Here is a 25,796-nt window from a genome sequence, read left to right as displayed (position 1 = left end):
ACTGTAAGGGTGCCGCTCTGCTGTTTGAGCAGAGCGGCGTTTTTTGTGTCAATTCTGCGGATAGTGAAGTGCTTCGTGCGAGAGACGCTTCTGCGTCAGAATTGCTTCAGCAGCGCTGAGAAGTTGACGAAGCTCGAGCACCTCTTCGCGTGTGAATGCCATCGTTATGCCGGCTGGCTGCAAGGCGACAAAGACCTTTCGGTGGTATGGCTTGGCGTGGTTTGCAGCCTCGTATCGGTCGAGGTCAAGTTGATCAATACAGCCCTTGAAGCCCTCAAGACCTTTGAGATCAAAGCGTAAGAAAAGATTCCCAAACTCCAATTGAATAACATTGCAACCTGCATCGCTGAGAATGCAGCCGTGTGCAGTCTTGTGAATAGTCGTCTTTGTATGCTGCTGATTCCGCATAGCCCTAAATTGTTTTGATGATATCAAGAACCTGACACTAGCGTCAGGGCTTGAATCCCTGTTTAGACTTAATCTAATTTAGGAAATTTCATTCAAAAAGAGGAATAATAGGGAGCAGCAGAAGCAAGTTGTAGCGCAAGGGCTGCTCAAACTGGAATTGTGTATATTTAAATTTTGCTTGGATATGTTTATTGATAGCGCCAGAATTTTCGTTAAGGCAGGTGATGGCGGCGATGGGGCTGTAAGCTTTCGCCGAGAAAAATTTGTGCCGAAAGGCGGTCCAGATGGCGGCGATGGCGGCAAAGGTGGTGACATTGTGCTGGAAGCTGACCGCAATCTGGCAACGCTACTGGATTTCCGATATCGAGCACACTACCAAGCAGAGCGTGGTCAGCACGGTCAAGGGGCAAACAAAACGGGGCGGTCAGGTAAAGATGTAGTGATTCGTGTGCCGTGCGGTACGCTGGTCAAAGATGCAGACACAGGTGAGCTACTGGCAGATTTAACTGAACACGGGGAGCGCATCGTAGTGGCAAAGGGCGGGCATGGTGGGCGAGGCAATCAGCACTTTGCGACACCTACACACCGCGCACCCAGATACGCTGAGCCAGGGCAGAAAGGGGAAGCACGCACGCTGCTGCTGGAACTAAAACTTCTTGCAGATGTGGGCTTAGTCGGTTTCCCAAATGCAGGCAAGTCCACCCTTATTGCTGCACTGAGCGCGGCAAGACCGAAGATTGCAGACTATCCCTTTACAACGCTAGAGCCAAACTTGGGCATCGTTCCCTATCGAGATTATCAATCATTTGTGATGGCCGATATTCCGGGCATTATTGAAGGAGCATCCGAGGGGAAAGGCTTAGGTATACGCTTCCTGAAACACATTGAACGCACCAAGGTGCTAGCAATTTTAATTCCGTGCACCTCGCCTGATATGAAAAAGGAGTATGAAATCTTGATGCATGAGCTAAAAAAGTTTAGTCCTGAGCTAGCGCAAAAACCAAAAGTGGTGGTGATTTCAAAGATGGATTTAGCGCCTGAAGGGTTTAGAGCGCCTGTATTTCGTGGCGTGAAAACAGTGAAGGTTTCAGCCGTTGCAAGGCAGAACCTTGAAGGCCTAAAAGATGAGCTTTGGAACGCAATTCACCCAATCAATGCCCACTACGACGCAAAATGATTGAAAAAGAGGTTGTTGTCAAAAACAAAGCAGGGATTCACACGCGCCCTGCTGCAGCAATTGTCAAGACTGCCGCAAAGTTCAAATCCGATTTCTTCATTGAAAAAGACGGTATTGAAATTAACGCCAAATCGATCATTAGCGTGATGACGCTGGCTGCACCGAAAGGTGCAAAGCTGAAGCTGAAATTCAGAGGTATAGATGAACAAGATGCAGCGGCAGCGTTGGTGAAGCTCTTTGAGGATGGGTTTGGCGAAGTGTGAAGTCGCTGTCTACTCGATTTTCCAATTCTGTGAATATCGCAATCGTTGGTCCGTTTTACCCTCTGCGTGGAGGAATTGCTCATTTTGGCGCTTCGCTAGCACGTGCATTGCAAGCACGTGGTCATAATGTTTATGCGGTTTCGTTCTCGCGCCTCTATCCCAAGCTGTTTTTTCCGGGAAAATCGCAAGAAGAGAGTGCAGCAGATACCACCGCATATGCTATCTATGCTGAGCCGCTAATAGATTCGCTAAACCCACTCTCGTGGTACAAGGCAGCGCAGCGCATCCATCGGTGGCAGCCTGATGCAGTCATTTTTACGCATTGGCTAACTTTTTTTGTGCCATGTTACGCCGCGATGATGGGCTGGCTCAAGCGCCATTCATCGGCAAAAATAGTGGCACTGCTGCATAACTTTTTGCCGCACGAAGCGCACGCTGGTGATGGGTGGCTGCTACGGCTGCTGACACGTCATCCAGATGGCTACCTTGCACTATCTGAAAAAGTGAAGGCAGATTTGCTGCAGCTCCAGCCTCGTGCGCTTGCTGAGGTGGTGCCACACCCTGTGTATGACTTGTTCGGGGCAGCCATACCGAAAGCACAAGCCCGTGCGTTGTTAGGACTATCAGAGACGCAAAAGGTGATGCTGTTCTTCGGTTACATTCGCCGATACAAAGGACTTGACCTGCTGCTCAATGCAATGCCTGAACTAATCAAAACTTTCCCAGACATAGTGCTAATTATTGCGGGCGAGTTCTATGGTGAGGAGTCAGAGTATCAAGCGCGCATTGAGTCGTTAGGAATTCGCAAGCACCTTTTGCTTGCCACCCACTATATTCCTATTGACCAAGTGGCAAAGTATTTCTGCGCAGCAGATTGTGTTGTATTGCCGTATCGCTCAGCGACGCAATCGGGCATAGTGCCGATTGCCTACCACTTTGAACGCCCTGTAGTGGTTACAAACGTAGGTGGGCTAGCTGAAGCAGTAAAAGATGGTCAAACTGGCATCGTGCTGACAGCCGCCACATCACAAGCAATTGCCGAGGGCATTCGTGCCTTTTTCCAGAAACAGACAGACTTTGCGCACTACATTCGCTACGAGAAAATGCGATACTCTTGGGAGCACTTCGCAAAGAGCCTCGAGCAGCTTGTGGAAAAGTTGCAGACAAAAGTGCCTTAGGCTCTCTTGCTGCTTAGCGGTATGATAAGTCTAGACCGCTCAGGCGTGCTGGTTGGCATTTGCCAACGCAATTGTGTAACTTTCAGACAGAAATATTGCCAAGTGGAGAGTCTCCATAATGGGCATAAAACATTTGAAAGGAGAATAACTATGTCTATCCTGCGCCAGATGATTCAAAGCCTGCTGGACCGTTACTCCGAAGAGCACAACGAGCTGATGAAAATGATAGAGGAGGAAAAGCAGCATGGCTATCTCAAAGATTTAATTGAAACTGGTGACCGTCTCATTGAAGAGAACCCCAATTATGTGGATGAAGTAAAAAAGAGTGAGACAGGTTGCTGGATGGAGCAGATGTATAACCGCCGTTACTGCCGCATCTGCGACTTTATTAACGACTGTCCCATTCACCTCGAAGAAGAGTGGCAGGCATTCTTAGCGCAACAGACACCAGAGCGGCGGGCGGAGCTGGAGGCACTGATTGCAGCATATGAAGTGGAATACTTCAAGCGATTTGTAAAGTGAGTGAAAAGTGCGCTGCAGACATATCAAGTGAGGACGGAGTAAATACCTACCAGTCTACATCAGCCCAGAGAAGCATATTATGCAGCAAGCCGGGGTGATGGTCTGTCATTGAGGCAGCAGAAATTCCGTAACTTTGCGCATCACCAAATCAGAAAATGATGAAGTGGTTGCGGCAGACTGTTTTTGCTCTTTGCTTTCAACTGGCTTCTGCCTCCGCAGTGTTTGCGCAAGCTTCTACACAACCTATCCTGCCGCCAAGTAGCTACGATGCGTATTCAATCTTTTTCCATCGCGAGTCTGGCAGTTTCTTTGGAGGTGGAATTGGCATTAGCGTATTTGGTAACCAAGTGTTCTACACAATTAGCCTTGCTCCCGAGTTGGCGCTGGGAAATTGGGGAGTCGGCTTAGATGTCAACCTGCGCATCTCACAGCAAGGGCAGCTCCGCCGAGAGGATTGGGAAGATGGGGTGTCAAGCTACTTGCGACTAGTACGGTATGTTCGGTATGGTGTTAAGCGTGACAGCCTATACTTCCGAATAGGTCAACTGGATGCAGCGCGTCTGGGGCACGGAACAATCCTCTTTCTATACCGAAATAATGCCAGCTATGATGCTCGTCGTATTGGCGTGGAGTGGGATATGGACTTTGGCAATTATGGGTTTGAGTCAATGGTCAGCGACGTGAGCACCTTCAATGTGATAGGCGTGAGACCTTTTTGGAGACCGCTGCGTGAATTAGGGCTGCCGCTACTTTCAGGCTTAGAACTTGGAGCAACAGTAGTTGGTGATGTGAACGAAAATGCAAATGTCCAGCTGGAAGACACGACCCATTTGAGTGGAAGGACTGAACGCATTGCAGCACGAGGTGGTGCACTCATTGCGTTGGGCATAGATGCAAGTCTACCACTGGCGCGCCTTCCTCTGCTCAATGCCGATGCGTATCTTGATGCAGCGGGGATTATTGGCTACGGAGCCGGACTGGCATTAGGGGTATCAGGCTCACTCAAAAATTTGCTGGGGTTAGTAGTGCTCTCAGCCAAGCTGGAGCAGCGTTTTCTGACTGACCGCTTTCAATTTGCCTACTTTGATGCACTCTACGAACAAGAGCGTTACCGTGAGCAAGGAGAGCGTATTATCTCGCGAGCGAATCAACTGCGAAATACGGTGTCGGGAGGTGCAGGCATCTATGGTGAGTTAGGAGGAGCAATTTTAGGTAAGTTCCAGTTCTTTGGATCTTATCAACGCCTGTATCGCACGCCTCGTGGTGGTATTCTGCAACTTTCAGCACGGTTGGAAGACCTCATTCCTGCTATTGTGCTGCGTGCAGACTACTTTAAGCGCGACATTGGTGCAGAAACTGACCTCTTTACGCTCGATGAACGCAGTCTAGCGCAAGTAGAGTTCGGCTACTCGCCCTATCCCTATCTCTTGCTGTCGCTCGTCTATCAATGGACGTTTCTTCCAGTGCGCAGTAGTAACAATGCTATTGTGCGATATGAGCCTGTACAGCGCATTGAGCCACGTGTATTACTCCGTCTGCAATTCTGAGTCTATTACAGGATAGTTATGCAGAAATGATTCTTACTTTGCATAGCGTCGCTACAATCTATGGTGCAAACCGCGCAACGAGTTGTATCTTGAAAATGCGACTAAGATTTTCCTAATGTTAAATTTTTATTAAACTCTTGACTGATACCTTTTTTCTGCTTACCTTCGGCAACGCCGTGAAGCATCTTCATGCCAAATCACCAAGCAACAACACAACACCGCGGAAGGGGGATAAAGTCAAGATATGGAGCACCTTAACCTTGCCAGAGAACTGGCAGACGCACGCACTGAACAACAACTCTCCCTCCACGACATTAGCCAGCGCACCAAAATTCAGGTAGAGCATCTTCAAAAGCTGGAAAGTGGTTGCTACGACTTTCTGCCCTCGTTCTATGTGCGCCAAATTGTTCGCAAGTATGCAGAGTGTTTAGGGCTGTCGGTAGATACAGTGAATCTTTATTTGGCAGCGCTTGAAGCGCATTATGCGGCAAGGCAAGCAGCTGCGGCAGAGCAGACGCCCGCGCCTCCCTCTACGACGCGTCTTGAGTGGCTTGCTCGCTTCCTGTCACCTTCGCGACTGATGGTAGCTAGTGGCACGCTGGTATTGATGAGTCTTGGAATAGGCATCTATACTTGTACATCGCCAGAAGAAGCGAAAGTGGTACGCACAGTCAAAGGGTGGGTATCATCTGTCAGCAAGGTTGAGGCGATAACGAATTCACCTAAGTCTAAGCCGACGCTGCCACTCCCAACAGTAGATGCAGTCTCTTTACCTGCAACGCAGGCGTCGGGATTGTCAACTGCAAGTCCGCGAAAGCTCACGCTGGTTGTGCGCGCCAAATCCGATTGTTGGGTCGGTGTAGTGGCGGACGAGCGTAAGATGCAAGAAGCTTACCTGCGTGCAAACGAGAGCTCACAGTTTGAGGCTGACAGCCTTGTGAAACTTACGTTAGGCAAGGCTGAGGTAGCAGAGGTCTGGCTGAACGGAAAGTCAATTGAGCTGCCGAAACGTTCAGGAGTAGTCTCAAACCTGCGCTTTTCCTTGAGTGATGTGATATCGCATTGAGCGATACCTGCATTTTTATCTCTCCCCGATGCTTCTTCCCTTGCAGAGAGAGAAGAGTGGCTCGACTGTGTCAGAGTCAGGATGAGGGACTCGAGCAGGCATGCAGTGTTCATTGGTGCACTGTTGTTATCACATGTAACATAATCTGGCGCCGCACTGACGCGAAGGTAGGTCTGACCCAATCGAGACAAACGGGAAGTTTTCTTTCTCGAGAAAGCAATTTTGATTGCATAGCAGATTGCGTAACTTTGCGCAAAACCGCACATTAAGCGGAGAAGAAAGAAAACTATTCCGCTTGCTCGAACAATGACCGAGGCTCGACCAGCAAACATTCCGCTCTTAGAGAAACTCAAGGCACACATTGAGCTACTTGACCCAATTACGTGGCTGGGTGTGTTGCAGGGGATTGTGTGCGGAGCGATTGCATCAGGTGGATTGACGTGGAGTCTAGAAAGCCTCGGCAAGTTTGGATTGCTAACCTTACTCTTTGGCCCCTTAGGAACAGGCTATTCACAATCGGTGAACGATTACTTCGACCGTGAACTTGACCGCATCAATGAACCCACACGCCCGATTCCATCTGGACGACTCAGTCCGCAAGAAGCACGTTGGAACTGGATTTTGGTAGGGCTGCTAGCTATCGGAGTCAGTGTCTTGCTTAGCAGCACTTTAGAGCAAGAGCGGGCACTCATTCTGTTAGGGCTGACCGCCTTTGGCTTGATTTTAGGCTACATCTATTCGGCGCCGCCTATTAAACTTAAATCAAATGTGCTGCTCTCTGCACCGGCAGTCGGTATTAGCTACAGCTTGGTAACATGGATTGCAGGCAATATCGTCTATGCAGACTTGCGCCCAGAGGTGCTGGCAATGGGTATTATCAATGCGCTCGTAGCAATCGGGCTGATCTTTCTTAACGACTTCAAGTCGATAGAGGGTGACAAAGCTAAGGGGCTGAAGTCTTTGCCAGTAATGATTGGCGTGCGCAATACCTACCTTGTTTCATTCCTTATCATTGATGTGCCGCTAATATGGTTTGTGTATCTGATGCATAGCTGGGGCTTCGAGGTGATGTTTTATTTCTCGCTGGTCTCGCTCCTAATCATTATGGCGATGCAGGTCTTGCTCTACCTTGACCCTGAGGACGGTGCGCATGCCTTAGATGTGGCAATTCAACAAACTGGCTTGAAAAACGTAGTGGGGCAAAGCGACACTAAAGCCCACCGTGCATACCTGCGTTACCTCGTTGTGAACAACGGTCTCTATGTCTTGAATGTGGTAATTGCATCACTGCTGATTGCACAAAAGCCGGTCGGATAGCAAGATGCAAACGCACGTAGGCACACCTCTGACGGCGTGCTTAGAACATTTCTATCAACTGCAACGAAACAGACAATGAGAATGACAGCACTTCTGGCGCTTTTCGGACTCTCCCCATTTTGGAACAACGTGCTCATTTCCGCCATAATGGTTGTGTATGTGTTCAGTTTAGTTGCGCTGTTAAATTTTTGCGTAGTGCGGCTGGGGCTGGCACCTGATTTGAGCCGAAAAATCACGCACATTGGCGCAGGTTGCCTTGTGCTATTCTTAGCCCTGCTTGATGATTCACATTGGTCGAAGTATCTCAACATTACAATTTTAGTGATTTGGTTCTTCCTCTTAATTCAGAAGGGCTTTTTTGCAGATGAAAACGATGAAGCGGTAAAGATTATGACCCGCACAGGTGACCGCACTGAGTTACTAAAAGGACCGTTTTACTTCGTCATCGTTTCAATCATCTGCGCTACTGTGTTCTACAAAACCTTTGCGGGGGTGGCGGCAATGGGTTTCCTAACTTTTGGCGATGGACTGGCACCAGTAATTGGCACGCGAATGGGGAAACTGAAGTATCATCTGCTCAGTCAGAAGAGCATAGAAGGAAGTCTGACGATGCTTGTGGCAGGTATCATTGGCGCTGCTTTTTTTGTCTGGGTGGTCATTCCACAGGAATTGAACTTTGCGCGTTTAATGGCACTGGGTGCGATAGCGACGCTGGTCGAAGCAGTTAGCCCGAAGGAAATAGACAACTTCCTTATTCCCATCGGAGTTATCGGATTCAGCTATGCGGTATGAGCCTGCGATTAAAGGTCGCGTGGGAAAACACCCCGCTTTCGCTGCCAGTGGCTTACAGCGTGACGCTAGCGGCAAGTGAAAAGTAGAAAAGTGGTGTGCGCGGCTCGCTCAGAAAGTCAATTGCAGGAGGGCGTATCGGGAAAGACGGTGCAGGAAAGACAAACTCGAGCGTATAGGTTGGTGTATTAAGTGGCAGCGTATAGGAAATAGCAGGCGTAAAGCTAAAACTGCCGAGCGCATAGCTGAGCGAGAGGGAAAGGGTTGCACTAAGTGGCATAAAAGCATAGCTCACGGAGTGCCGTGCAGTTAATTCAGGAAGCCGTTGGTTACGCAAGGTGGAGCGTGGCAAGGGGCGATTCTGACGTTCCAGTTGAATGGTGTATTGCGCTAGCGAGCCAAAATCAACATACGCGCTGGGCGAAATGAAGAGCAGGCCGCCGAAAAATTGTTCCAGCACGAAGGTGTGCGAACCGCTTAGGGTGAGAAAAGTCATATCTGGTCCTTGTGCAAAGCCGTAATTGAAGTTCACGCTGGGCGTTACAATGGGATTAGTGAGCGTCAAATACAGCCCTAAATTATCCGAGATGGCAGCGCTAAACTGCACACTGTTTGCAGAGTAAAAGTAGCGTGAGTAAAGCACTCCCACGGTGAGGAATTCAAAGAAAGTGCGTTCTGCACCAACTGAGAGCGTCAGCTGGTCTACAAATGGAGATTGTCCGAACAGCCCTGTTACCTCTATGCTGCCCCAAAGCCCTGTCGGATGTGTGTATGTGCCTGAAATGCTTGCGATGCTGCCACTGATGGCATCTGCTTCACCTTGTGCGATGACATTTTGCTGAATGCCATACCATACAGATTGGCTACTAAACGAAACATTGAAATTGAAGCCCAAAGGAGTGGTAGGTGGCGACAAAGGGGCACTGCTAAGAAGTGAATCTTCAGCAGAAGCAGCGGTCGCAGATGTGCGTAAGGCAGCACTGCTCTTCGGAGTAGCACCAAAAGCTGCTGACTGCAACGCTAACTCAACTGCCATAAGGTTTTCAAGATGGCTAGCCAGTGTGCGAGTTAGCGTGTCCAGTTCTGCGTCTAACTGAGCGCGGAATTGTTCTAAGCGCTCGAATTCCGCTGCTTTCTGGATAATCAGCTGCTTTTCCTGAATAGGTGGCGGCAGCATTGAGAGGGTGTGCAGCAAGGAATCCAAGTGCGCCAGTTGCTGTTTCTTGAAAGCTCGCACCAGCGAATCCAGTGTGGATTTCGCCTCAGCCGTACGGCGATAGATGTATCGCTTCATTGCAGGCTCTGTTAAGCATGCTGTTCTTTCAAGCAAAGGTTTCTCGAACTGCTGCCAGCGTGTCAGGGCGTCAGCGTAGATGCGGTCTATTTCGGCGTAGAATGGGGCGAAATCTTTTGCTAATTTGCTTTTGCGAAGTGAGTCAGCGACGGCTATAGGGCAGGATGTTAGACTTAAAGGAAAAGCGGAGCAGCAGTGGGCGAAAGTGCGTGAGGTGGTGCTCAGGCATAGCAGCAGGCACATCAAGCTCAAAAAAACGTTCCGCATACTTTGCTGGTTTTCTAATGCGTCGTGAGCACAAAATTAACGGACACTGTGAAAAAAGAAAGCGTTTGGAACTATCCACGCCCGCCACGCTTAGAGCCAACGGCACGAAGACTGCGTGTCTTCTTTGCAGGCGAGAAAATAGCTGATACTACTCGTGCCCTTAGAGTGTTAGAGACCAGCCACCCGCCTACTTACTACATTCCGGTTGAAGATATTAAGATGCAATACCTTCAGCCTTCGACGCATTGGTCATTTTGCGAGTTTAAAGGTGAGGCAGCATACTGGACAGTGCAGGTTGGCAAGAGAAGTTCTCCTAATGCAGCGTGGAGTTATCCAAATCCGACGCCGCGCTACGCCGACCTAAAAAATCACATTGCATTCTACGCTAGCCGTGTAGATGAATGTTATGTGGATGATGAAAGAGTAATCCCTCAAGCTGGTGATTTTTACGGTGGATGGATTACAAGTGACCTCATCGGGCCTTTCAAAGGCGGCAGAGATACATGGGGGTGGTAGCAGACACCACGCAATCCAAAGTTTTGTGTATCTTGCGTTTCGCTAAACCAACGCTTCAAGCAATGGATGTTCTAACTACGCTGCGTCACTGGATTGCCCCAGAGACAATTGTGAGCGCTGGCTACGCAATTATGGCGCTCGTGATTTTTGCCGAAACTGGCTTACTTGCAGGTTTCTTTCTACCCGGCGACTCGCTTCTGGTTACAGCAGGCATTTTTGCAGCACGTGGCGACCTTGACCTCCTGTGGCTGAATGGATTGCTGACACTCTGTGCCATCGTGGGTGATGCAACTGGCTATTTCATTGGTCGGCGAGCGGGCGCAGCACTATTTGACCGACCAGACTCCCGCTTCTTCAAACGCAAGTATGTGGAGCAAACTCAAGCCTTTTACGACAAGCACGGCGGCAAAACAATTATCCTTGCGCGCTTTGTGCCAATCGTGCGCACCTTTGCACCCACTATGGCAGGTGTGGCAAAGATGCACTATCCAAAGTTTGCGGCTTACAACATCTTCGGGGGTATTTTCTGGGTAATGAGTATGACACTCACGGGCTACTTCTTAGGCAAGAGTTTCCCAACCATCGCAAAGGATATCGACAAAGTCATCATTGTCGTAGTGGCTATCTCACTCTTGCCTGTAGTCTGGCACCTGATTAGAGAGCGCTACATGGCGCCAGCTCCAGCTGAAACACCAGCAGAATAGGAGCAAAGGCACAATACGGTGGCGCACACACTTGCAAATACCCACTCTCTGATAGCTTGCAATGACAGAAGAAGTCAAGGTTGACACGCTGGTTATTGGTAGTGGCATTGCAGGTCTATTCTTTGCACTCCGTGCTGCAAGGCTTGGTAGCGTGCTGATAATCACCAAGAAAGAGCAATCCGATTCCAATACGAATTGGGCGCAAGGAGGCATTGCAGCAGTTCTAGCACCAGATGATCGATATGAACTGCACATTGCAGATACGCTTGAAGCAGGAGCGGGGCTGTGCAATCGTGAAGCCGTGGAAGTGCTCGTCAAGGAAGGACCGGAGCATGTCAGAGAACTGATTGCGATGGGCGTGCAATTTACAATGAAAGATGGTGAGCCTCACCTTGTGCGGGAAGGTGGGCATTCCAAGAATAGAATTCTGCATGCAGCCGACTTAACTGGACGTGAAATTGAGCGTGCTCTACTGGCGAAGGTCGCTGAGACCCCCAATATTACACTCTGGGAACACCATATCGCAATTGAGCTGATTACAGAGCATCACCTGCGCAGGAAAACCAACGACATCACTTGCTATGGTGCATATGCGCTGGATACTAAGACAGGGCGGTTCAAGAAAATTCTCTCGCGCTTTACAATGCTGGCAACAGGCGGGTGCGGGCAAGTCTATCAGCATACGACCAATCCAGAGATTGCAACAGGCGACGGCATCGCCATGGCGTATCGAGCAGGTGCAGAGATTCACAATATGGAGTTCATTCAATTTCACCCTACCTCGCTCTATCACCCAAAAGCCAAGTCATTTTTGATTAGCGAAGCCGTGCGCGGATTTGGCGGCATTTTACGCAACTCCAAAGGCGAAGCCTTTATGGCGCGGTATGATGCGCGTAAGGAATTGGCACCACGCGATATCGTTGCTCGTGCAATTGACAGCGAAATGAAAAAGCTGGGCGATGAATGCGTCTATTTGGACATCACACACAAGCCCGCCAGCGCTATCAAGGAGCACTTCCCAAACATTTATGAGCGCTGCTTGATGTATGGCATTGACATCACGCAGGAGCTTATTCCCGTCGTACCGGCAATGCATTATTCGTGCGGTGGCGTGGCAACTGACCTGTTTGCTCGCACCACACTCAACCGCCTCTATGCCTCTGGAGAAGCAGCATGCACAGGCGTGCATGGCGCAAATCGGCTTGCAAGCAATTCGCTGCTGGAAGCACTGGTGTTTTCACATCGTGCGTACTTAGACTTATGCCAGAATTTCAAGTCTGTCTCAATTCGTAGCGATTTTCCCGACTGGGACGAAAGTGGTACAGAATCACCTGAAGAATGGGTGCTCATTTCACATAACCGAAAAGAAGTGCAGCAAGTAATGAATGATTATGTAGGGATTGTGCGCAGCGACTTGCGCTTGGAGCGGGCACGCCGACGGATTGAATTTCTCAAAGAAGAAACCGAAGCCTACTACAAGCGCACCAAAGTCTCTGAAGGCTTATTGGAACTGCGTAACATTATCAAAGTAGCAAAACTCATCATTGAAAGCGCAATCAAACGCCGTGAATCAAGAGGCTTGCATTATACCACTGACTATCCTTACCGAGACGACAAGCACTACCTACGCAACACGGTGCTTCGCTCATTTTAGGGTATACCGAAAGTGCATCAAATCACTCTGTTAAATGCTTCGCAATGAATATGCCAGAGACAGATGACGACACGAATGATAGCGGAGCAAGAATCGCCTTGCCTACCTTGCCACTGGTTACCGATGAAATGCTCTTAAACTGTATGCAATGTGGCTTTTGTCTGCCACACTGTCCTACATACAGCCTGACTGAACTTGAGCGTTATTCGCCACGTGGTCGCATTCAGCTAACGCGTGCACTCTTTGAGGGTCAGCTTTTGCCAAGTGAATCGATAGCCGATATTGCCGAAGCCATTAATACCTGCTTAGGGTGTCTGGCTTGTCAGACAGCGTGCCCAGCAGGCGTAGAGTATGAGAAAATTTTTGAGTCCGCAAAGACGCTGGTGCTGAAGACGCAAATGAAGCGACCCATGCTCGAAGTGCGCTTGCTTGCGCTGGCAATGAAGTGGCTTTTCCCATACCCTACTCGCTTCAAGCGCATCTCGCGTTTGATAGCGCTGACACAACGCTGGCCAGTAGAAAAACTCCTGCCCAAAAACTTGCGACGGCTCTACCGACTTGCACCCACTTTCTCGCTGCAGTTTTTCGATGAAAGCTACCGAAATCCAGAGCCAGCGAAGGGCGAGCGCGTGCTCTTTCTTTCGGGCTGCATTATGAACACAGCGTTTGCCGATGTGCATTGGGACACCGTAGCGCTGCTGCAGAGTGTGGGGCTTAGCGTGATTGTACCAAAGTCGCAAGTGTGCTGTGGAGCACTAAATGCGCACAATGGCTTTCTCGAGGAAGCAAAAGCGATGGCAAGAGCAAATCTGCACGCATTTGCGGGCGAGGAACTAATTGTGGTGAATTCTGCAGGCTGCGGCGCAATGATGAAGCATTATGCTCAGCTTTTTTCACCAGATGAGCCAGAATATGCCAAGGCAACTGCCCTCGCACGCCGCGTGCGCGACATGTCAGAAGTGTTGCTGGCGCGAAATTTTGAGCCAAAGCAGGTTAGAGCGAGCATTACCTATCAAGATGCTTGCCACTTGGAGCATGGGCAGAAAATCCGCCGTGAACCGCGCGAGCTATTGCAGCGAAAATTTGGACGCATTGTTGAACTGAACTCGCCACAATGCTGTGGTAGTGCAGGTATCTACAACCTGCTGCAGCCGAAACTATCTGAGCAACTTTTGGAAGAAAAGCTACGAGCAATTGCACGCACAGGTGCTGAAATTGTGGTAACGGCAAACCCAGGCTGCCTTCTACAGTTGCAATACGGGCTACGGCAAATCAGCAGCAAAGTTAGAGCAATGCACCTTGCCTCAGCACTGCGGCTCTGAGGAAACTTACTTTTTGCGCTCGGGGTCAACGGAGAAATTTACGCCAACCGCTGCTGCCAGCCGCTCTACATATTTTTCAATCTTCACGACACGGTCGAAGCTATCGGCTTTGACGCGGCTATAGTTTTTGGCGTAGGCTTGCTGGCGTTCATCTTCAAATTGCTTGAGCTTGCGCTGGTATTCAGCCAGTGCTTCGTCGACCGAGACGTCTTTTCGCTTGACAAATTTGGGTCGGTCTTTGTCCCAAACTTTGTCGCTTTCTTTGGCTACAATTTCAGAGTATTTAAGCGTGATGTCAAAGAGTTCCGCAATTTGAATCTGCAAGTCTTTCCACTCTTGTGGCGTGAGGCCACCTCTTTCCTGTGTGTCAGACATAGTCCTTTGCGAGGTAAGTTGTGCCAAAATTTAACGCTTCTTGGGGTTAGTTTTCAAGTCCTGATTAGTTTTCAAGTCCTGAGCGTTAAGAAATCGTTTCACTTAAATCGCAATAGCGGTGCGAGCTTGCATACTTTCTTCGATGAGGGCTTTGGTGCGGGCTTGTCGGAATCGGAACATTTTGTCGACTTCGTGCTCAATTAGCTTGCCTGCAAAAATATTTGCAAGGGCTTCTACGGGAAGCTCATACTCAATGTAGTCGGTCATTTTGGTTTTGCGGTCACCTAGTTTCTCAAAGCGCCGCTCTTGCCGCCACTTTCGAAAAGGACTGTGGTGAGCCACATCTACCATTCGATAGGGTGGTTCATACTCCGTAATTTCCACATCCCAGCGACTCTTGAAAAACCCAAACTGCACTACCATAATACTCACACGCTGTCCCTTACCTGCAGGTGTTGCACCTAAAAGCTCAACCTTGACATCTTTCGGCGTGATTTTAAGAAGATTGGCTGGGTCGTCGTGAAAGTGAAAGACCACCTCAATCGGCGCATCAATAACGATAGAGCGTTGATATGTGTGCATAACCTATCACTTGGGTTAATGAATGTCTAAACGCTGCAACACTTAGACTTGCTTAAACCGTTTCGGCTTGGTGCAAATGAGAGAGGGAGAAGAAGGGCAGAGACCGCTGCCCTTCTTTGCGGCAAGGTCGCTATTTGTTCTGCAAGGCATCAGCGCCGCTGATGATTTCAATGATTTCTTTGGTGATAGAGGCTTGACGCACGCGGTTGTAAGTAATGCCTAAGATGCGCAGTAGCTCTTTAGCATTGTTAGAGGCAGCATCCATTGCAGTCATCCGTGCGGCTTGTTCAGCAGCGTTGGATTCAAGCAGCATCCGCCAAATTTGATTGGCAAGATAGAGCGGCAAAAGTTGTCCGATAATTTCTGTTGGGTCTGGTTCAAAGATATAATCACCCGATAAAGTGGGCTGGGTCTTAGGCGGTTCAATCGGCAAAAAGACCTCCTTTCGCAACTGTGGTGCAAGCACGGTTTTGAACTCATTGTAGAAAAGCACCACGCGATCGACCTCCCCACTGGCGTAGAGCGCAGTTGCTTTGTCAGCAATCGCTTTGGCTGTCTCAAACTCCAGCTTCTGGAAAACACCCGAAAAACGCTCAACGACTGGATACGGTTGCTTGGCAAAGAAATCCACACTTCGGCGTCCAACGGGCATAACCAGCAAGTTGTTCTTAGCCGCCCATTCTTGATACTCACCTTGAAAGGTCTCCCGAGCCATTTTGAGCAAGTTGGCATTAAAGGCGCCGCATAGCCCTCTATCGGCTGCGACGACAACTGCCAGAATGCGTTTGGTAACTGGACGCGGGGTGAGCAGCGAGAATTCGGAGACATCGATTTTTGCGACAATTGAAGCCAACATTTTCTTTAGGGCGTTGGCATATGGGCGGGCAGCAATCGCCCGGTCTTGCGAGCGACGGAGCTTAGCAGCGGCAACCATTCGCATTGCCTTAGTTACCTGCTGCGTGTTGCGAATGCCCTTAATGCGCGTGCGAAGTTCTCTAAGCGTGGCCATATCAGACTACTTGACTTGATACTTTGTTTTGAAGACTTCCACGTAACTCTTTGCGAGGTCCTTAATTTGCTTAGCAATATCATCGGTTAGTTCCTTCTTTTCCACAATAGTCTGCAAAATTTCAGGGTGCGTGTCGCGCACATTTTGCAGAAACTCTGCCTCAAAGCGCCGCACCAGATTGAGGGGTAGGCTGTCCAGAAAGCCACTGGTGCCAACGAAAATGGAGACGACTTGCTCCTCAACAGGCACAGGTGAATACTGCCCCTGCTTTAAGATTTCAACCAAACGAGCGCCGCGTGTCAATTGCGCTTGCGTCGCCTTATCGAGGTCAGAACCAAATTTTGCAAAAGCTTCCAGCGAGCGATACTGTGCCAAATCCAAGCGCAAAGTGCCTGCGACTTTTTTCATTGCTTTGATTTGCGCATTGCCACCCACGCGCGAGACCGAGATGCCAACGTTGATAGCAGGACGAACGCCTGCGTTGAAGAGATTGGATTCCAGATAGATTTGCCCATCGGTGATAGAGATCACATTTGTCGGGATATATGCTGAGACATCGCCTGCTTGAGTTTCAATGATGGGCAACGCTGTGAGCGAACCGCCACCTTTGACAAAGGGGCGAATCGCTTCAGGCAGGTCGTTCATCGCTTGAGCAATTTTGTCATCACGGTGAATTTTAGCGGCGCGTTCCAAGAGCCGCGAGTGCAGGTAGAAAACATCACCCGGATAGGCTTCGCGCCCTGGAGGACGGCGCAGAAGCAAAGAAACTTGACGGTAGGCAACGGCTTGTTTAGAGAGGTCATCGTAAATCACTAAGGCGTGCCGACCAGTATCTCGAAAATACTCGCCTAGCGCTGCGCCAGCAAATGGAGCGATGAACTGCATTGGTGCAGGGTCAGAGGCGGTCGCTGAAATTACCGTCGTGTATTCCATTGCGCCATACTTCTCGAGCGTGCCAACCACTTGAGCGACGGATGAACCTTTCTGACCGACCGCTACATAAATGCAGTGCATAGTTTCATTTTTGCGTTCAGGGGGCAGGCTGCGATTGATGCGCGCTTGATTGATGATGGTATCAATTGCAACGGCAGTTTTACCAGTTTGACGGTCGCCGATAATTAGCTCGCGCTGCCCACGCCCAATTGGAATCATTGAGTCGATCGCCTTAATGCCGGTTTGCAAAGGCTCTTTTACAGGTTCGCGGTAGATAACGCCCGGCGCACGACGCTCCAAAGGAAGGCGCAGTTTGGTTTCAATCGGACCTTTGCCATCAATAGGCTGACCCAGTGGGTTAATCACACGACCCAACATTGCCTCGCCAACCGGAATCGATGCCAAAATGCGTGTGCGCTTGACAATGTCTCCCTCTCGCACCAGCTCCGAATCGCCAAACAAAACGGCACCGACATTGTCTTCCTCGAGATTAAGCACCATTCCCATCACATTGTTGGGAAACTCTACCAGTTCGCCAGCCATCACTTTAGAAAGCCCATAGATGCGCGCAATACCGTCGCCAACTTGCAAGACGGTGCCGACTTCGTATAGATCGGCTTCGGATTCGAAGCCAGAGAGCTGCCGGCGAAGAATTGCGGAGACCTCATCGGGTCGGACTGCTGTAGTGGTCATTGTCGTTTAGAGTTAAAGGCGTTGATTTGAGTTGAAAAATGATGCAAATTTCGCCTACGCGTTTTGTGTCGCTCTAAAAGCTCTGTTCGTGAGGCTGAGAGCGTCTCTTTATGCGCAACAAAGCACAAAGTTAAATAAATCTTGTCGCTAACGCAAAGCGCTACTAAAAGTAGGGTAAAGGAGCACTTTTGCGTTCTCTGCATAGTCACTGGTGTGGCAACTCTTAACCTATCAAACCTTTTGAAGCAAATGAAGCCTTCGCTGCTTGCTTACATGACAGTGCTGCTGCTGGCTGCTTGTCACGCATCTCCACCATCAGCAGAGTTAGTCTTGCTAAATGGCAAAATCATTACGCTGGAAGAAACTCAGCCAGAGGTAGAGGCTTTAGCCGCCGCAGGTGACACAATTCTGGCGTTGGGAAAAAATGATGAGATTCGAAAGTTTATCGGGGCGCGCACTCGAGTAATAGACCTGCAAGGCAAGTTTGCAATGCCCGGCTTCATCGAGGGGCATGCACATCTGGTGGGACTGGGGCAAGCACAGACTATTCTGAAGCTAAGTCGAGTCAAAGATTGGCAAGAGGTGGCAGAGATGGTGAAAGCCGCAGCAGAGAAACTGCCAGCAGGCACTTGGATTATAGGGCGGGGTTGGCATCAAGAAAAGTTTGAACGCATGCCAGAGCCAAATGTGGATGGCTACCCTACGCATGACCTAATTAGTGCTGTCTCGCCTAATCACCCTGTGCTCTTGCGCCACGCCAGTGGTCATTTGCTCTTTGCGAATAAAAAAGCCATGGAGCTGGCACGCATCAGCAAAGAGACGCCAAGCCCCGTAGGCGGAACTATCTGGCGCGACCGAAACGGCAACGCAATTGGCATTTTTCAGGAAACTGCACAGAGTCTAATTGAGCAGGCCTATCAAGCCGACCTTGCACGCCGCACCCCTGCAGAAATTGATTCTGCTGAGCGCCAAGCAATTCGCCTTGCAATTGCTGAAGCACTCTCCAAAGGTGTAACCAGCTTTCAAGACGCAGGCTCTTCGTTTGAGACGATTGACCGCCTGAAAGATATGGCTGACAAGGGCGAGCTGCCAATTCGACTTTGGGTAATGGTGAGTGCTCGTGAAACGAAGCTGGCTGAACGCTTGCCGCAGTATCGCCTGATTGGCTACGCCAAGCATCATTTGACGGTGCGCGCTATCAAAGAGTATATGGACGGAGCATTAGGCTCGCATGGTGCATGGCTATTGCAGCCCTACAGCGATTTGCCAAGCAGCACAGGTCAGGCAGTGCGTTCTATTGAGGAGATTCGTGCAACTGCAGCACTTGCCTTGAAAAATGGCTTTCAGCTATGCACGCATGCAATCGGAGATCGCGCAAATCGAGAGGTACTCAACATCTACGAGCAGACCTTCGGTCAAAACGGTCAGAACTTACGCTGGCGCATTGAACACGCACAACATCTCGATGAAGCCGACATTCCACGCTTTGCCAAGCTGGGCGTGATTGCATCAATGCAAGCCGTGCATGCAACCTCCGATGCACCGTTTGTGCTAAAGCGGCTCTCTGAACTGCGGGCGCAAGCGGGTGCATATGTTTGGAAAAAGCTTCTGCAAACAGGTGCGGTCGTCTCCAACGGCACAGATGCACCTGTTGAGGACATTAACCCAATTGCATGCTTTTACGCAGCTGTAACGCGCAAATTGAAAGATGGCAGCGTGTTCTTCGGCGACCAAGCAATGACGCGCTTGGAAGCCTTGCGCTCCTATACCCTCGCTCCAGCTTACGCCGCCTTTGAGGAGCACTTAAAAGGCTCACTGAAGGTGGGCAAGCTGGCTGATGTGGTGGTGCTCTCCAAAAACCTGCTCACGATTCCTGATGAGGAAATCCTCTCTACAAAAGTGCTTTGCACTATCGTGGGCGGCAAAGTCGTCTATGAGAACGGGCTGCAATGAGCCTTTTGTCGCTGCTTCGCCAAAAAGAGCGATTCGGGATAGGCGTCTTATCAGGCACATCAGTGGATGGCATTGATGTCGGTTATGTGCACCTTGTACGCCGCTCAGGGTCGCTGAAAATAGAGTTGCTAAGCTTTGAGACATATCCAATTGCACCTGCCTTGCGCCAGCGCATCATAAAGAACTTTTCACCTGACGCCGCACGCTTGCCAGAACTGTCTCAGTTAAATTTTCTCATCGGTGAGCTTTTTGCAGAAGCAATTTTGACGTTCAAGACGGCTTTCAAAGTAGAGAAGCTGGATTTTGTGGCATCGCATGGGCAAACTTTCTGGCATCAACCTGAGCAGCAGCGCATTGGGAAGCATAAGGTGCGCTCAACTTTGCAGTTGGGCGAAGCGGCGGTCATTGCCAATCGCGTCGGCGTGCCTGTTATTTCCGACTTTCGTGTCGCCGATGTCGCAATGGGCGGTGAAGGGGCGCCGCTTGCCCCATACTTAGACTGGTTGCTCTACGGCAAACAGCCTATCGGCCGTGTGCTGCTAAACATTGGCGGTATCGCAAACTTGACTGCACTCAAGCCCTTCGCCGACAAACAAGACCTCATTTTCTTTGACTGCGGTCCAGGCAATGTGTTTCTGGACGCTGCCTCGCAGCGGCTTTTTGGAAAGCCCTTCGATAAAGGAGGAAACCTTGCCGCGCAAGGCACCCCTGCTCGAAAAGTGCTAACCGAACTTCTGCAAGACCCTTACTACCGCAAAGCACCACCGAAATCAACTGGACGCGAATACTTCAGCGAAGCCTATCTGGAACGCATTCTATCACTGTGCCAGCGTAACGGTTTAAGCAACTACGATATCTTGGCTACGCTGACCGCACTAACAGCTGAAAGCGTTGCAAAGCAAGTGCGAGCATTTGTCTTGTCACGCTGTGCAGTAGATGAAATGCTGGTGTCGGGGGGTGGAGCAGAAAATCCAACTTTGATGCGCTTTCTCAGAGAAGCGTTGCCTGAAATCGCTACGCTGAAGAAAAGCAATGCGGTAAGTTCAATCCCAGCTAAAGCAAAGGAAGCCGTACTGTTTGCTGTCTTGGGTGATGCCTTCCTTTCGTGCCAAAGTGCAGCGCTCACGACCCCCGCTATTTTGGGAAAGCTCACGCTGCCAGCGGGCTTCCCTCTAAGCTAAAGAGGAGAAGCAAAGCATTTAGGACACTGCATAGGGCGCATTTACTTAGGATTGAAGGCGAGAAGTATGCAGCTCGGTTTGTAGCGTAGCAGGTGTTTCGGGCGACTTTTTTCGGCTCTCAGCAGTCTGCTGTTCTGTGAAAATCTTGCAACACTCACGACGAATGATTTCTTGCTGCTCCATGATGACCTCGCTCGGCAGGTCGAACTGACGCAAAAGCAGCGTGAAAATCTGAATGGACGTTTCAAATTTCTCCGTTACCACCTCACTAGCGCCAGCTGCGTAGAGCTTAGGCACATTAGCAAGGCTGCGGGTGCGCACAATAACGAAAGCTTTGGGATTAAGCTCTCGCACAGTTTTGATAACCTTTCCAACATCGCTGTAATCTGAGATGCCGATAACGACAGCTTGTGCGACACGAACGCCAGCACGCGTGAGCGCTTGCCGTGAAGTCGCCTCGCCGTAGAAGATGTTGTTTAAACCCGCTTGCTTTGCACGCTCGACATTGTCTTTGTCGTTGTCCAGAATGGTGTGTCGCACATTTGTGGCTTGGAGCACGCTGGCGATATTCCGACCATTTTCACCGTAACCAATGATGACCACATGTGGATTCAAGACCTCCGTTTCGCTCTGAGGTTGCGCTTGAAGCAAGCGGTCGGCTTCAGGGTGAGTGCCGTCGGCATGCAGTGGAATAAACTCCAGCGACGGTGCAAGTCGCTCCGCCACACGTGGCGCCAAAGCAATCAAGGCAGGCGTGACAATCATCGTCACAACAATTACCGCCAACATTCCTTGATAGACTTCATTGCTAATGATGCCTTCCACTTTCCCGATTTTGGCAAGAACGAAGGAAAACTCGCCGACCTGCGCAAGCACCATGCCAGCCATCATACTGACTTGGAGCGAGTAACCTAGAGCCAGCCCAACCAACGTCGCCAGTGTAGCATTGACAATCAGAACAGCTGCAGCTAAAAGCAGATAAAGCGGCAGCTCACTTAGTTCCACATTGAGCAGCAAGCCAACCGAGACGAAAAAAAGACTGGTCAGCGCATCGCGCATAGGTTCAATCGCTTCAGCAATCGCATGGCTTTCGTCGGTGCTGGAAATAATCACGCCAGCGATAAACGCGCCTAGCGCTAGCGATAGCCCAGCAAGCGAAGTGAGGTAGGCTGAGCCAAAGCAAAGCAAAAGTGCACCGAGCACCAAAACCTCTTTGGCATTGATAGAAGCCAGTAGCCGTGTCAGGCGTGGCATAACTAAGCGAAAAGCCCCCACAATGCCAAGCGAGAAAAGCACAAGCAAGCCTAACTCTCGCAAAATCTTCTCAAATGATTGCTCGCTGTAAGGAGAAAGAAAGCTCACGCCAATCATCATCGGCACAATCGCAATATCCTGAAAGATGAGAATGCCCAAAGCAATTTTGCCGTGTGGCAGAAAAAGCTCATTGCGGTCAGAAAGCAGCTTCAGACAGATAGCCGTGCTGCTCACCGCCAGCGACATACCAATGAGCGCAGCGGCTTGCCAACTCATCTGAACGCCAATCGTGGATAGGAGCCAATATGCCAAGCTACCGACAATGACGCCTGTAAGCAGCACTTGGAAAAGTCCGCCAAAGACGACAATGCGGGAGAGTCGCCTCAGCTCTTCAATGGAAAATTCTAAGCCAATTGCAAAAAGCAGAAGTATCACGCCAAGTTCTGCAAGCGTGCTAATCAGCGAGACATCTTCTATCACCTTCAAACCTGACTGCCCTAACAAAATACCAGTTACAATCAGCCCAATAACCGAAGGAATTTTGAGGCGCTGGAAAATGAGCACAATCACTAAGGCAGCGGCGCTGATAATGACCAACTCGCGTAGAAACTCAAAGTCATGCATAGAGTGCTTAGCTCCGTTCTCAAAGCCTCTGGGAAGCGCTCACTGAGGGAAACCTACGACTTTGGCTAATCGTTTTCAAGTCATTCTTGCGCTGGAAATTTGGTAGGCAGAATAGGCGTTAGTAGGTGCGCAAGTAAATTTTGAGAGCGACGCACAAATGAACCTCAGCGCTGCTTTGCCGCTTCACTTCTGGGAAGTATTCTCGCTCACTATTTTTCTTGCGTGGGTAGGCTTTTGGGTTCGTGCTCTAAAAATGCGCCGCGATATGCCCGACCTCCACGCCTTGCCGCCTTGTGAAGCACGCACTGACTTGCCGATGGTAAGCGTGATTGTGCCAGCACGCAACGAAGCAAAAAGGCTGCGCGCAGCTATGCAAACTTTGCTAAGGCAGACCTATCCACACTTAGAAATCATTGCAATAGATGATCGCTCCAGTGATGCAACAGGCGATATTCTGCGTGAGCTGGCGGCGCAGCATCCACACCTGAAGTTCGTTCAGGTGTCGCACTTACCTGAGGGTTGGCTAGGCAAAAATTATGCTAACAAGCTGGGCTATGAGCAAGCATCGGGCGAGTATCTGCTGTTCACCGATGCCGACATTTTCTTTCATCCTGAGATGATTGCGCGCACGGTGCAGTATGCTCGTAGCACAGGGGCAAAGCACATTGTCGCCTATCCCAAAATGGAGACGGAACATGCAATGGAAGAAGCCTTCATAGCACTCTTTGGCTTTCTCTTTACTTGGAAATTCAGTCCAAGCGGTGCACGCAACCCGAAGAATCGCAAAGCCTACATTGGGGTAGGTGCGTTCAACTTTATTGAGCGTGCGCTGTATGAAAAAATTGGCACACACGATGTGCTAAAAGCAACGGTTGATGACGATGTAAAACTCGGCTACTGGGTCAAGCAGCTGGGCGAGTGCACGCATGTGGTGCGAGCGAATCGCTTAATTAGCGTGCGCTGGCGCGAAGGGCTTTGGGATAATCTGCGTGGCGTAGAACGCAGTGCATTTCCGGGCATCAACTTTTCTTGGCTTTGGGTAGGACTGGGCGTTATCGGGACGCTATTTGGTCTTGTGGCGCCGTATTGGCTTTTTTTCTCAGAAAGCAGGTGGATCAAAGCCTGCGCACTAGGCTCCGTGCTGATGATTTTTCTAATCTACTGGACGCTTGGCAGAAGTTGGCAAAAAGCCGCACGCATTACGCTGCTGCACCCAATTGCAGCCTTGTTGTTTCTTTACGCACTCATTCGCTCCGCTGTCAAAATCACACTGCAAGGTGGGGTAGAGTGGCGAGGCACATTCTACCCAGTTGCGATGCTTCAGAAAGCAGCACAACCCAAGAAAACGATGGAACGTGTTAGTAGTTAGAAATCGAGCGGAGGTATTTAAGTCCCTCTGGCGTGATGCCTGAGATGGTAACGGTAATTTCGCGGTCGTCGCGGTTGATTTTACCAGTTAGAAAACCTGCACGCACCAAACTGACCGCTACATCTTTGATTTTCTTTGTGTTAGTCTCGATCATCGGGCGAAAGCCTTTGAGGTTGTTGTAGTTGTCAGCAAGGAAAAACTCGCCCTTCCGCCCGTCTGCGTAGTATTGCAAAAAAACTTTCTCAATGTACTCTTTGGGAACAGTGTGATGACTCATAGTGCCTAACGATTGTCAGGTTGTGCCTCACAAAACTTACGGCTGTCTTTTGGCGGAGTGGCAAAATTTATGAATCTTTGAATTTTCGCAAAAGATGCACTAGTAAGGACAGCGACCCCTTGAAAGAAGGGGAAGATTTCAAGCCAAAGGAGCTATCGCACAGTGCTGCAAAGAGCCAGTATGGCCGAAAACATTTTGCATAAAATCCTGGAAGTTAAGCGCACAGAGGTCGCACTGCTGAAAGCTGCAAACATTGAAGCGCGCTACAAGGCACTATCATCAGAGTTGCCTGCAACGCGTCGTTTCTATGCGGCGCTGCGTCGTGCACCTGCCTCGCCATTGCGGCTGATTGCGGAGCTGAAAAAAGCCTCGCCCTCGCGTGGTGTAATGGTTGAAAATTTCAACCCAATGGATTTAGCGCAAACCTATTATGCTTTGGGTGCAAAAGCCTTTTCCGTGCTGACAGACCAACAATTTTTTCAAGGCAGCATAGATTACCTAAGTAGCGTGCGTCAGGCCTTTGACCGACCGGTGTTGCGCAAAGATTTCATTATTGATGAAGCGCAAGTGTATGAATCGCGCTTGATAGGGGCAGATGCGATTCTGCTGATTGTCGCAGCGCTCTCTCGCCTGCGCTTGCAGGAGCTAATGTTTCTGGCGCATTCGCTTTCAATGGAAACACTGGTAGAAGTGCACACCGAAGCGGAACTGCAACTTGCCCTTGACTGCGGTGCCAAAATCATTGGCATTAACAACCGCAACTTAGCGGACTTCACGGTAGATATTCAAACTTCGCTACGCCTGAGGCCAGCAATTCCGCCGAATGTGGTTACCGTGTCAGAAAGCGGAATGCGCACGACCGACGACCTGCGGCGCATCGAAGAAGCAGGCTTCGACGCAGTGCTCATCGGTGAAGGCTTGCTGCAAAAGGAAAACTTTAACTACCAGTGGCAGTAGTTTGATTCTTTAGACGCAGGAATGAGCAGGGAGCGGTAAGTGTCTATGAATGCCTTTGCTTAGATTGAGCAAAGGCTCTCTCCACAGTTTCTACTCGGCAATGTTCTCCGGGCTGCCTTCTGTGCTGTAAGTGTTAAGCCGTTATTAAATTTTTACTAATCCCTGCAAAATCGGGGATCTTTGGGCGCAAGAGGTCTCCTTAGCTTGCCTGAATCGCCCGCTGTGATGACTTTTCGCTCCTGCTGCCCTGTTTCTTTTTTTAGTCTTGCTAACTTAAACTATTGCAACTATGAACACGCAAATCGCAAATCGTCTATAATATAATCTATGTTGCGCTCTTTGCCGCGCTTCTGGCAGCGGCAGGGTGTAACGACAACGCGCCTACCACGCCCGACGCATCAGACCTGACTACGCCCTCTTCACCGCAAACAGCCGCTGCTGCGTCTCAAAGCAGCCCAATCGTAGGCATTAGAGAAATCAGCAATCTTGACGACTACCTCAGAGCGCGCGCTAACGCGCAGCCTGAAGGTTACACGGCGCTCGGCGAAGAACTGAAAAGAAAGTT

The 25,796-nt window shown here is 49.9% G+C and carries 24 protein-coding genes; 16 read left to right on the top strand and 8 right to left on the bottom strand.

From position 1 onward, the window contains the following. Positions 1 to 48: 48 nt before the first annotated feature. Positions 49 to 408: a hypothetical protein gene (locus tag NZM05_10100; protein ID MCS7013965.1), complete on the bottom strand. Its 360-nt coding sequence runs from the start codon at positions 406 to 408 to the stop codon at positions 49 to 51. A gap of 184 nt (positions 409 to 592) precedes the next feature. Here NZM05_10100 and obgE point away from each other — a divergent pair, with 184 nt between their 5' ends. The 8 genes from obgE (at position 593) to NZM05_10060 (ending at position 8,270) form a co-directional block, all read left to right on the top strand. Further along, the gene (gene obgE / locus NZM05_10095) at positions 593 to 1,585 is read left to right on the top strand and encodes a GTPase ObgE (GenBank protein ID MCS7013964.1); all 993 of its coding nucleotides are present in this window, start codon (positions 593 to 595) and stop codon (positions 1,583 to 1,585) included. Further along, positions 1,582 to 1,848 carry an HPr family phosphocarrier protein gene (locus NZM05_10090; GenBank protein MCS7013963.1) on the top strand — a complete coding sequence of 89 codons (267 nt, stop codon included), beginning with the start codon at positions 1,582 to 1,584 and terminating at the stop codon, positions 1,846 to 1,848. The genes obgE and NZM05_10090 overlap by 4 nt, the downstream gene beginning before the upstream one ends. Beyond that, the gene (locus NZM05_10085; GenBank protein ID MCS7013962.1) at positions 1,845 to 3,026 is read left to right on the top strand and encodes a glycosyltransferase; all 1,182 of its coding nucleotides are present in this window, start codon (positions 1,845 to 1,847) and stop codon (positions 3,024 to 3,026) included. Before NZM05_10090 ends, NZM05_10085 begins: the two co-directional genes overlap by 4 nt. Before the next feature lie 150 nt (positions 3,027 to 3,176). Further along, positions 3,177 to 3,548: a hypothetical protein gene (locus NZM05_10080; protein ID MCS7013961.1), complete on the top strand. Its 372-nt coding sequence runs from the start codon at positions 3,177 to 3,179 to the stop codon at positions 3,546 to 3,548. A 155-nt stretch (positions 3,549 to 3,703) separates the two neighbouring features. Then, on the top strand, positions 3,704 to 5,095 hold the full coding sequence (locus NZM05_10075; protein MCS7013960.1) for a hypothetical protein: 1,392 nt from the start codon (positions 3,704 to 3,706) through the stop codon (positions 5,093 to 5,095). 244 nt (positions 5,096 to 5,339) lie between these two features. Further along, entirely contained in the window at positions 5,340 to 6,161 is an 822-nt protein-coding gene (locus NZM05_10070) for a helix-turn-helix domain-containing protein (protein ID MCS7013959.1), read from the top strand. 306 nt (positions 6,162 to 6,467) lie between these two features. After that, entirely contained in the window at positions 6,468 to 7,478 is a 1,011-nt protein-coding gene (locus NZM05_10065; protein MCS7013958.1) for a UbiA family prenyltransferase, read from the top strand. Between the two features lie 81 nt (positions 7,479 to 7,559). Continuing rightward, positions 7,560 to 8,270 carry a phosphatidate cytidylyltransferase gene (locus NZM05_10060; GenBank protein MCS7013957.1) on the top strand — a complete coding sequence of 237 codons (711 nt, stop codon included), beginning with the start codon at positions 7,560 to 7,562 and terminating at the stop codon, positions 8,268 to 8,270. A 52-nt stretch (positions 8,271 to 8,322) separates the two neighbouring features. Here NZM05_10060 and NZM05_10055 read toward each other — a convergent pair whose 3' ends face one another. Beyond that, positions 8,323 to 9,561 (bottom strand): hypothetical protein, encoded by a 1,239-nt coding sequence (locus NZM05_10055; GenBank protein MCS7013956.1) that lies wholly within the window; start codon positions 9,559 to 9,561, stop codon positions 8,323 to 8,325. Positions 9,562 to 9,876: 315 nt separating this feature from the next. Here NZM05_10055 and NZM05_10050 point away from each other — a divergent pair, with 315 nt between their 5' ends. From NZM05_10050 to NZM05_10035, 4 genes are all read left to right on the top strand, one after another. Beyond that, positions 9,877 to 10,344, top strand: a complete 468-nt coding sequence (locus NZM05_10050; GenBank protein ID MCS7013955.1) for a DUF427 domain-containing protein — start codon at positions 9,877 to 9,879, stop codon at positions 10,342 to 10,344. 62 nt (positions 10,345 to 10,406) lie between these two features. After that, on the top strand, positions 10,407 to 11,048 hold the full coding sequence (locus NZM05_10045; GenBank protein MCS7013954.1) for a VTT domain-containing protein: 642 nt from the start codon (positions 10,407 to 10,409) through the stop codon (positions 11,046 to 11,048). A 61-nt stretch (positions 11,049 to 11,109) separates the two neighbouring features. Further along, positions 11,110 to 12,702 carry an L-aspartate oxidase gene (gene nadB / locus NZM05_10040; GenBank protein ID MCS7013953.1) on the top strand — a complete coding sequence of 531 codons (1,593 nt, stop codon included), beginning with the start codon at positions 11,110 to 11,112 and terminating at the stop codon, positions 12,700 to 12,702. A gap of 50 nt (positions 12,703 to 12,752) precedes the next feature. After that, positions 12,753 to 14,024: a heterodisulfide reductase-related iron-sulfur binding cluster gene (locus tag NZM05_10035; GenBank protein MCS7013952.1), complete on the top strand. Its 1,272-nt coding sequence runs from the start codon at positions 12,753 to 12,755 to the stop codon at positions 14,022 to 14,024. Between the two features lie 6 nt (positions 14,025 to 14,030). Here NZM05_10035 and NZM05_10030 read toward each other — a convergent pair whose 3' ends face one another. The 4 genes from NZM05_10030 to atpA all read right to left on the bottom strand — a co-directional run bounded on the left by NZM05_10030 (position 14,031) and on the right by atpA (position 17,616). Continuing rightward, positions 14,031 to 14,399: a hypothetical protein gene (locus NZM05_10030; GenBank protein MCS7013951.1), complete on the bottom strand. Its 369-nt coding sequence runs from the start codon at positions 14,397 to 14,399 to the stop codon at positions 14,031 to 14,033. Positions 14,400 to 14,501: 102 nt separating this feature from the next. Next, on the bottom strand, positions 14,502 to 14,981 hold the full coding sequence (locus NZM05_10025) for an SRPBCC family protein (GenBank protein ID MCS7013950.1): 480 nt from the start codon (positions 14,979 to 14,981) through the stop codon (positions 14,502 to 14,504). 130 nt (positions 14,982 to 15,111) lie between these two features. Then, on the bottom strand, positions 15,112 to 15,990 hold the full coding sequence (atpG, locus tag NZM05_10020; protein ID MCS7013949.1) for an ATP synthase F1 subunit gamma: 879 nt from the start codon (positions 15,988 to 15,990) through the stop codon (positions 15,112 to 15,114). A gap of 6 nt (positions 15,991 to 15,996) precedes the next feature. Further along, complete coding sequence (gene atpA, locus NZM05_10015) at positions 15,997 to 17,616, bottom strand: F0F1 ATP synthase subunit alpha (protein MCS7013948.1); 1,620 nt, start codon at positions 17,614 to 17,616, stop codon at positions 15,997 to 15,999. 249 nt (positions 17,617 to 17,865) lie between these two features. Between atpA and NZM05_10010 the strand changes: the two genes are divergently transcribed. Both NZM05_10010 and NZM05_10005 read left to right on the top strand, forming a co-directional pair. Then, positions 17,866 to 19,569: an amidohydrolase gene (locus tag NZM05_10010; GenBank protein ID MCS7013947.1), complete on the top strand. Its 1,704-nt coding sequence runs from the start codon at positions 17,866 to 17,868 to the stop codon at positions 19,567 to 19,569. Then, positions 19,566 to 20,750 carry an anhydro-N-acetylmuramic acid kinase gene (locus NZM05_10005; GenBank protein MCS7013946.1) on the top strand — a complete coding sequence of 395 codons (1,185 nt, stop codon included), beginning with the start codon at positions 19,566 to 19,568 and terminating at the stop codon, positions 20,748 to 20,750. The genes NZM05_10010 and NZM05_10005 overlap by 4 nt, the downstream gene beginning before the upstream one ends. A 45-nt stretch (positions 20,751 to 20,795) precedes the next feature. Here NZM05_10005 and NZM05_10000 read toward each other — a convergent pair whose 3' ends face one another. Next, a complete protein-coding gene (locus NZM05_10000) occupies positions 20,796 to 22,628 on the bottom strand; it encodes a cation:proton antiporter (protein ID MCS7013945.1) in 1,833 nt (610 codons plus the stop codon). A 157-nt stretch (positions 22,629 to 22,785) separates the two neighbouring features. On the opposite strand from NZM05_10000, the gene NZM05_09995 reads away from it, so the two are divergent. Continuing rightward, positions 22,786 to 23,997: a glycosyltransferase family 2 protein gene (locus tag NZM05_09995; GenBank protein MCS7013944.1), complete on the top strand. Its 1,212-nt coding sequence runs from the start codon at positions 22,786 to 22,788 to the stop codon at positions 23,995 to 23,997. On the opposite strand, the gene NZM05_09990 is transcribed toward NZM05_09995, so the two are convergent. After that, positions 23,987 to 24,274 carry a hypothetical protein gene (locus NZM05_09990; protein MCS7013943.1) on the bottom strand — a complete coding sequence of 96 codons (288 nt, stop codon included), beginning with the start codon at positions 24,272 to 24,274 and terminating at the stop codon, positions 23,987 to 23,989. The two genes, NZM05_09995 and NZM05_09990, sit on opposite strands and share 11 nt — an antisense overlap. A 180-nt stretch (positions 24,275 to 24,454) precedes the next feature. Here NZM05_09990 and trpC point away from each other — a divergent pair, with 180 nt between their 5' ends. After that, positions 24,455 to 25,231: an indole-3-glycerol phosphate synthase TrpC gene (gene trpC / locus NZM05_09985; GenBank protein MCS7013942.1), complete on the top strand. Its 777-nt coding sequence runs from the start codon at positions 24,455 to 24,457 to the stop codon at positions 25,229 to 25,231. The last annotated feature ends 565 nt before the right edge of the window (positions 25,232 to 25,796 follow it).

The organism is Chloroherpetonaceae bacterium, assembly GCA_025056565.1.
Taxonomy (GTDB): Bacteria; Bacteroidota; Chlorobiia; order Chlorobiales; family Thermochlorobacteraceae; genus Thermochlorobacter.
This window is presented reverse-complemented; position numbering and strand designations above follow the sequence as displayed.

Excerpts from the sequence above, each read along its gene's own strand:
- NZM05_10100 (MCS7013965.1), bottom strand. The coding sequence starts at position 408 with ATGCGGAATCAGCAGCATACAAAGACGACTATTCACAAGACTGCACAC.
- obgE (MCS7013964.1), top strand. The coding sequence starts at position 593 with ATGTTTATTGATAGCGCCAGAATTTTCGTTAAGGCAGGTGATGGCGGC.
- NZM05_10090 (MCS7013963.1), top strand. The coding sequence starts at position 1,582 with ATGATTGAAAAAGAGGTTGTTGTCAAAAACAAAGCAGGGATTCACACG.
- NZM05_10080 (MCS7013961.1), top strand. The coding sequence starts at position 3,177 with ATGTCTATCCTGCGCCAGATGATTCAAAGCCTGCTGGACCGTTACTCC.
- NZM05_10075 (MCS7013960.1), top strand. The coding sequence starts at position 3,704 with ATGATGAAGTGGTTGCGGCAGACTGTTTTTGCTCTTTGCTTTCAACTG.
- NZM05_10070 (MCS7013959.1), top strand. The coding sequence starts at position 5,340 with ATGGAGCACCTTAACCTTGCCAGAGAACTGGCAGACGCACGCACTGAA.
- NZM05_10065 (MCS7013958.1), top strand. The coding sequence starts at position 6,468 with ATGACCGAGGCTCGACCAGCAAACATTCCGCTCTTAGAGAAACTCAAG.
- NZM05_10060 (MCS7013957.1), top strand. The coding sequence starts at position 7,560 with ATGACAGCACTTCTGGCGCTTTTCGGACTCTCCCCATTTTGGAACAAC.
- NZM05_10055 (MCS7013956.1), bottom strand. The coding sequence starts at position 9,561 with ATGAAGCGATACATCTATCGCCGTACGGCTGAGGCGAAATCCACACTG.
- NZM05_10045 (MCS7013954.1), top strand. The coding sequence starts at position 10,407 with ATGGATGTTCTAACTACGCTGCGTCACTGGATTGCCCCAGAGACAATT.
- nadB (MCS7013953.1), top strand. The coding sequence starts at position 11,110 with ATGACAGAAGAAGTCAAGGTTGACACGCTGGTTATTGGTAGTGGCATT.
- NZM05_10035 (MCS7013952.1), top strand. The coding sequence starts at position 12,753 with ATGCCAGAGACAGATGACGACACGAATGATAGCGGAGCAAGAATCGCC.
- NZM05_10030 (MCS7013951.1), bottom strand. The coding sequence starts at position 14,399 with ATGTCTGACACACAGGAAAGAGGTGGCCTCACGCCACAAGAGTGGAAA.
- NZM05_10025 (MCS7013950.1), bottom strand. The coding sequence starts at position 14,981 with ATGCACACATATCAACGCTCTATCGTTATTGATGCGCCGATTGAGGTG.
- atpG (MCS7013949.1), bottom strand. The coding sequence starts at position 15,990 with ATGGCCACGCTTAGAGAACTTCGCACGCGCATTAAGGGCATTCGCAAC.
- atpA (MCS7013948.1), bottom strand. The coding sequence starts at position 17,616 with ATGACCACTACAGCAGTCCGACCCGATGAGGTCTCCGCAATTCTTCGC.
- NZM05_10010 (MCS7013947.1), top strand. The coding sequence starts at position 17,866 with ATGAAGCCTTCGCTGCTTGCTTACATGACAGTGCTGCTGCTGGCTGCT.
- NZM05_10005 (MCS7013946.1), top strand. The coding sequence starts at position 19,566 with ATGAGCCTTTTGTCGCTGCTTCGCCAAAAAGAGCGATTCGGGATAGGC.
- NZM05_10000 (MCS7013945.1), bottom strand. The coding sequence starts at position 22,628 with ATGCATGACTTTGAGTTTCTACGCGAGTTGGTCATTATCAGCGCCGCT.
- NZM05_09995 (MCS7013944.1), top strand. The coding sequence starts at position 22,786 with ATGAACCTCAGCGCTGCTTTGCCGCTTCACTTCTGGGAAGTATTCTCG.
- NZM05_09990 (MCS7013943.1), bottom strand. The coding sequence starts at position 24,274 with ATGAGTCATCACACTGTTCCCAAAGAGTACATTGAGAAAGTTTTTTTG.
- trpC (MCS7013942.1), top strand. The coding sequence starts at position 24,455 with ATGGCCGAAAACATTTTGCATAAAATCCTGGAAGTTAAGCGCACAGAG.